The sequence below is a fragment of the Spirillospora sp. NPDC049652 genome (assembly GCF_040675125.1).
Taxonomy (GTDB): Bacteria; Actinomycetota; Actinomycetes; order Streptosporangiales; family Streptosporangiaceae; genus Spirillospora.
In genome coordinates, this window is the sequence record NZ_JBFAOF010000552.1 from 1 (window position 1) to 4,824 (window position 4,824).

4 protein-coding genes are annotated in these 4,824 nt (G+C 73.3%); 2 read left to right on the forward strand and 2 right to left on the reverse strand.

The window, feature by feature from the left end; genetic code table 11:
- Window positions 1-575: 3-keto-5-aminohexanoate cleavage protein (locus tag AB0J52_RS27580; protein ID WP_500185271.1), on the reverse strand; the 575-nt coding region annotated here is incomplete at its 3' end.
- 99 nt (window positions 576-674) lie between these two features.
- Here AB0J52_RS27580 and AB0J52_RS27585 point away from each other — a divergent pair.
- Both AB0J52_RS27585 and AB0J52_RS27590 read left to right on the forward strand, forming a co-directional pair.
- Window positions 675-2,654 (forward strand): thioredoxin domain-containing protein, encoded by a 1,980-nt coding sequence (locus AB0J52_RS27585; protein ID WP_500185272.1) that lies wholly within the window; start codon window positions 675-677, stop codon window positions 2,652-2,654.
- Between the two features lie 196 nt (window positions 2,655-2,850).
- Window positions 2,851-4,020, forward strand: a complete 1,170-nt coding sequence (locus tag AB0J52_RS27590) for a C40 family peptidase (RefSeq protein WP_500185274.1) — start codon at window positions 2,851-2,853, stop codon at window positions 4,018-4,020.
- Window positions 4,021-4,059: 39 nt separating this feature from the next.
- Here the strand turns inward: AB0J52_RS27590 and AB0J52_RS27595 are convergent, their stop codons facing one another.
- A complete protein-coding gene (locus AB0J52_RS27595; RefSeq protein WP_500185276.1) occupies window positions 4,060-4,701 on the reverse strand; it encodes an acyl-CoA-like ligand-binding transcription factor in 642 nt (213 codons plus the stop codon).
- Between the last annotated feature and the right edge of the window lie 123 nt (window positions 4,702-4,824).

The following is a 4,824-nucleotide window of genomic DNA, read 5'->3' on the forward strand; positions in this document are numbered from 1 at the left end:
CGGGTGTCGAGCCCGAGCCGTGCGGCGCGCTCCAGCACCGGCCACGTGCCGCCCTCCTCGCCGTGCAGCAGCACCGGCACTCCGCCGGGCAGGCCGGCCAGCTCGGCGAGCAGCCCGTCGGCCGAGGCGGCGGCCGTCGCGGGGTCGGTGTCGACGACCTCGGCCAGAACGCGCAGCACCCGTCCCGCCAGCGCGGACCGGCGGAACCGCTCGGCCCCGTCCGTCTCCGACCAGACGCCCGCCTCCACCCCGACACCGAGGTCGAGCAGGGCGGCCGCGACGTCCTCGGCGCCGTCCTCGTGCCAGTTCACCGAGGCGTGGTCGGGCCGGACGCGCCAGGCCCTGATCGCCGCGAGCCGGTCAGCGACCTCCGGTGCGGCCCACGCCCCCGTGGTCACCCCGACACCCACCCCCGGCGGCACCGCCGCCCGGACCGCCGACACCGCCTCCGCGACGGCGTCGGGATCGAGCGAGTCACGCCCCCGCGCGTCCTTCGGATGGATGTGGAGGTCGGCCGCCCCCGCCGCCACGGCTCGCGCCGCCTCCGCCGCCAGCTCGGCGGCCGTGAGCGGCACGCCTTCCCTCCGCGCTCCGTTCAGACATCCCTGTAGCACTGCGCCATCCTCCCCGGCCCCACTGACATTCTCCGGCGCGGGTCGGGGGAGGATCGGAGGATGAACCGTCTCAAGGACGCGACCAGCCCGTACCTGCTGCAGCACGCCGGGAACCCGGTGGACTGGTGGGAGTGGGGAGAGGACGCGCTGGCCGAGGCCCGGCGGCGGGACGTCCCGATCCTGCTCTCCGTCGGCTACGCCGCGTGCCACTGGTGCCACGTCATGGCCCATGAGTCGTTCGAGGACGACGCGACCGCGGCGCTGATGAACGAGCTGTTCGTCAACATCAAGGTCGACCGCGAGGAGCGGCCGGACATCGACGCGGTCTACATGGAGGCCACGCAGGCGATGACCGGCCAGGGCGGCTGGCCGATGACGGTGTTCATGACGCCGGACGGCGCGCCGTTCTACTGCGGGACGTACTTTCCCCGGCAGCACTTCCACGCGGTCCTGCGGGCCGTCCACAAGGCGTGGACCGAGCAGCGGGACGACGTGGAGCAGCAGGGGCGGCATGTCGTCGAGGCGCTGACCCCGAAGGAACCGGGCCTGGCGGGCGCGCTCGCCCCGGACGTCGAGAACCTCGCCACCGCCGTCCAGTCGCTGGCGGAGAACTACGACGCGGCGCGGGGCGGGTTCGGCGGTGCGCCGAAGTTCCCGCCGTCCATGGTGCTGGAGTTCCTGCTCCGGCATCACGCGCGCACGAGGGACGACCAGGCGCTCGCGATGGCGGGGCACACGCTGGAGGCGATGGCCCGGGGCGGGATGTACGACCAGCTCGGCGGCGGGTTCGCGCGCTACTCCGTGGACGCGTCGTGGACCGTCCCGCACTTCGAGAAGATGCTGTACGACAACGCGCTGCTGGCCCGGGTCTACGCGCACTGGTGGCGCATCACCGGCAGCCCGTTCGCGCGCCGGATCGCCGTGGAGACGTGCGACTGGATGGTCCACGACCTGCGCACCGCCGAAGGCGGGTTCGCCTCCGCGCTGGACGCCGACAGCGAGGGCGAAGAGGGGAAGTACTACGTCTGGACGCCCGCGCAGTTGGAAGAGGTGCTCGGCCCGGACGACGCGGCCCTCGCCGTGGAGCTCTTCGCCGTGACGGGGACGTTCGAGCACGGCACCTCCGTCCTGCAGTTGCCGGACGACCCGGACGACCGCGCGCGCTACGAGCGGATCCGCTCGGCGCTGCTGGCCGCGCGCGAGCAGCGCGTCCCGCCCGCGCGCGACGACAAGGTCGTCGCGTCCTGGAACGGGCTGGCGGTGGCGGCGCTCGCCGAGTGCGGCGCGCTGTTCGAGCGCCCGGACCTGGTCCGGGCGGCGGAGGAGGCGGCCCGGCTGCTGGTGGACGTCCATCTGCGCGACGGGCGGCTGACCCGGACGTCCCGTGACGGTGTCGCCGGAGCCAATTCGGGCGTGCTCGAAGACTATGGAAATGTCGCCGAAGGGCTACTCGCGCTGCACGGCGTCACCGGCGATCCGGCGCATCTGCGGCTGGCCGGCGAGCTGCTGGAGACGGTGCTGGAGCACTTCTCCGACGGCCAGGAGGGCTTCTACGACACCGCCGACGACGCTGAGCGGCTGTTCCGGCGGCCGAAGGACCCGACCGACAACGCCTCGCCGTCCGGCCAGTTCGCGGCGGCCGGCGCGCTGCTGTCCTATGCCGCGCTGACCGCGTCCCCGTGGGCGCGCGAGGCGGCGGGGGCCGCGCTCGCGCCCGCGAAGATCCTCGTCGAGCGGGGCGTGGCCCGGTTCGCCGGATGGGGCCTCGCGGTCGCCGAGGCGAACCTCGCGGGCCCGCTCGAAATCGGCATTCTGGGCGAGCCGGACGATCCGCGAACGCACGAGCTGCACCGCACGGCCCTCATGGCGACCTCGCCCGGCGCGGTCGTCAGCGTCGGCGAGCCGGGGACCCAGGACGTCCCGCTGCTCGACGGCCGCCCGCTGGTGGACGGCGTGCCGACGGCCTACGTCTGCAAGGGCTTCGTGTGCCGGCTGCCGGTCACGAGCGGCGCCGCCCTCGGACGCGAGCTACAGCAGTAATTGGACTCTGAGTCCACTTTTGTGGCGGAGTGACCTTGATCTCTCCCGTGGTTGGTGTTACCTCTTGGTAGCGAAGAGGGGACCGACCCGAAGCGGCCGAAGGACCGGGCCCCGGCGGAGCCGCCGGGGTGCCTGGACTCCGGCCGCGGGACTGCGCCATAGTCGGTGGTCCACCGAACGACGAGGGAGCGATGCCGTGCGCAAGCCGAACCGCCGGGTTCTACCGACGATCATCGGCGTTTCGGTCGTGACCACCCTGGCCGTGAACACGGCCGTCGTGGTGGCCCACGAGGGTCGCACGCACCACGCGCCCCGGGCGATGAGCGACGGGTTCGTCGCCGCGTCCAACGACTCGGCGATCACGCCGCAGCCCGTCGCCCCGCTCGGCAGGCGGCTCGCGCCGCAGGTCATGGTCGCCGGGGCCACCACGCTGCCCGCCGACGTCGTCGCGAAGATCCGCGCGATGAAGGGCGTGCAGGGCGTCGAGACCGTGGACGCCGTCCAGGCCATGCTCGGCGGCAAGCGCGTCGGGCTGATGGGCGTCAACCCCTCGACCTTCCGCGCCTACACGCCCGAGCCGACCGCCAAGTCGGACGCGCTGTGGCGCAACATCGCCGCCGGCGACGTCGCGATCTCCTTCACGCTCGGCAACGACGGCGGCGTGGCGCTCGGCAGCCGCGTCCCGGCGGGCGGCAAGGACCATCCGACCGACCTGCGCGTCGGCGCGTACGCGACCATGGGCATCGGCGACGTGGACGCGGTCGTCTCGCACGAGACCGCGCGGTCGCTCGGCCTGCCGTCCGGCAACGCGATGCTGGTCAGCGCGCCGAAGACCGACCCCGGCAAGCTGCTCAAGGCGGTCCGCAAGGCGCTGCCGAAGGGGCTGAAGGCGGTCGAGGTCGACCCGAAGATCGACTACCCGGAGCCCGGCCGCGTCACCGGCGCCCCCGGCAAGGTCATGACCGCCGCGCAGGTGCAGACCGTGATCCGCGCCGCGGCGTCCCGGATCGGCTGGCCCTACGTGTGGGGCGGCGAGTCGGAGGCCGAGGGCGGCTACGACTGCTCGGGCCTGCTGCTCTACGCCTTCAACAAGGCCGGGATCCGCATGCCGCGCGTGGCCGCCGACCAGGCGCGCACCGGCTACGTCCTGCCGTTCAGCAAGGCCCAGCCGGGCGACCTGCTCATCTGGGCGAACGACCCCACCGCGCCCGGCTACATCTCGCACATCGCGCTCTACATCGGCAACGGCAAGATGATCGTGGCCCCGCACACCGGGACGGACGTCCAGATCCAGAACGTCTACTTCCGCAACTTCAAGGGCGCGATCCGGGTCAGCCCGCAGATGGCCGCCCGCGCCGCCGGCTGACGCACCGCCCGCTCCCGCACCGCCCGCCGGGCCGGGCCGCTAGAGCGGGCAGCCCGCGGCGAGGAACGCGAGGTTGTGGTCGACCAGCTCGGCCATGTCCTCGAACGCGACGGTCCCGTCCATCCAGGCGTACATGGCCGACATCAGGACGCCGGTGACCGCCCAGGCGAGCGCGTCGGCGTCCAGGTCGTCCGGGGCGCGCCCGGTGCGCTCGGCGACGACCTCCTTGAGCACGCCCTGCGTCCCCGACCGCATCGCCTCGATCATCCGGGACCGGACGGCCGGGACGTCGGCGGTCAGCCGCAGCCGGGCCATGAGCAGGCTCTCGTCGGCCGCCAGCATCTCCGGCAGCAGCTCGCGGAACACCCGGCGCAGCGCCTCGATCGGGGACAGCTCCGGCGGCTGCCGCCGGAACATCTCCACCATGACCGGGTCGTACTCGTCCGAGACGACCACGTCCTCCTTGGTCGGGAAGTACCGGAAGAACGTGCTGGGCGAGATCTCCGCGGCGGCCGCGATCTGCTCGACGGTGGTGCCGTCGTAGCCCTGGTGCTGGAAGAGGCGGAGGGCGTGCTGCTGGATGGCCCTCCGCGTCTTCAGCTTCTTGCGCTCCCGCAGCGGCAGCCGGTCCAGCGGATCGTCGGAGCGGGCGGCCTGCTGCTCAGGAGGCGATGTGCTCATGGTCCGATTCTGGTGCATCGGCGGGACGCCGCGCCGGACGGGGCAGCAGCCGCCACACCAGGCAGGCCATCACCAGCGCGGCGGCGGCCGCGGTCAGCGGCGCGGACTGGCTGGTTCCGCCGA

What these genes read in the sequence shown, in the direction of transcription:
- AB0J52_RS27585 (WP_500185272.1), top strand. Translation starts at nt 675, where the DNA reads ATGAACCGTCTCAAGGACGCGACCAGCCCGTACCTGCTGCAGCACGCC.
- AB0J52_RS27595 (WP_500185276.1), bottom strand. Translation starts at nt 4,701, where the DNA reads ATGAGCACATCGCCTCCTGAGCAGCAGGCCGCCCGCTCCGACGATCCG.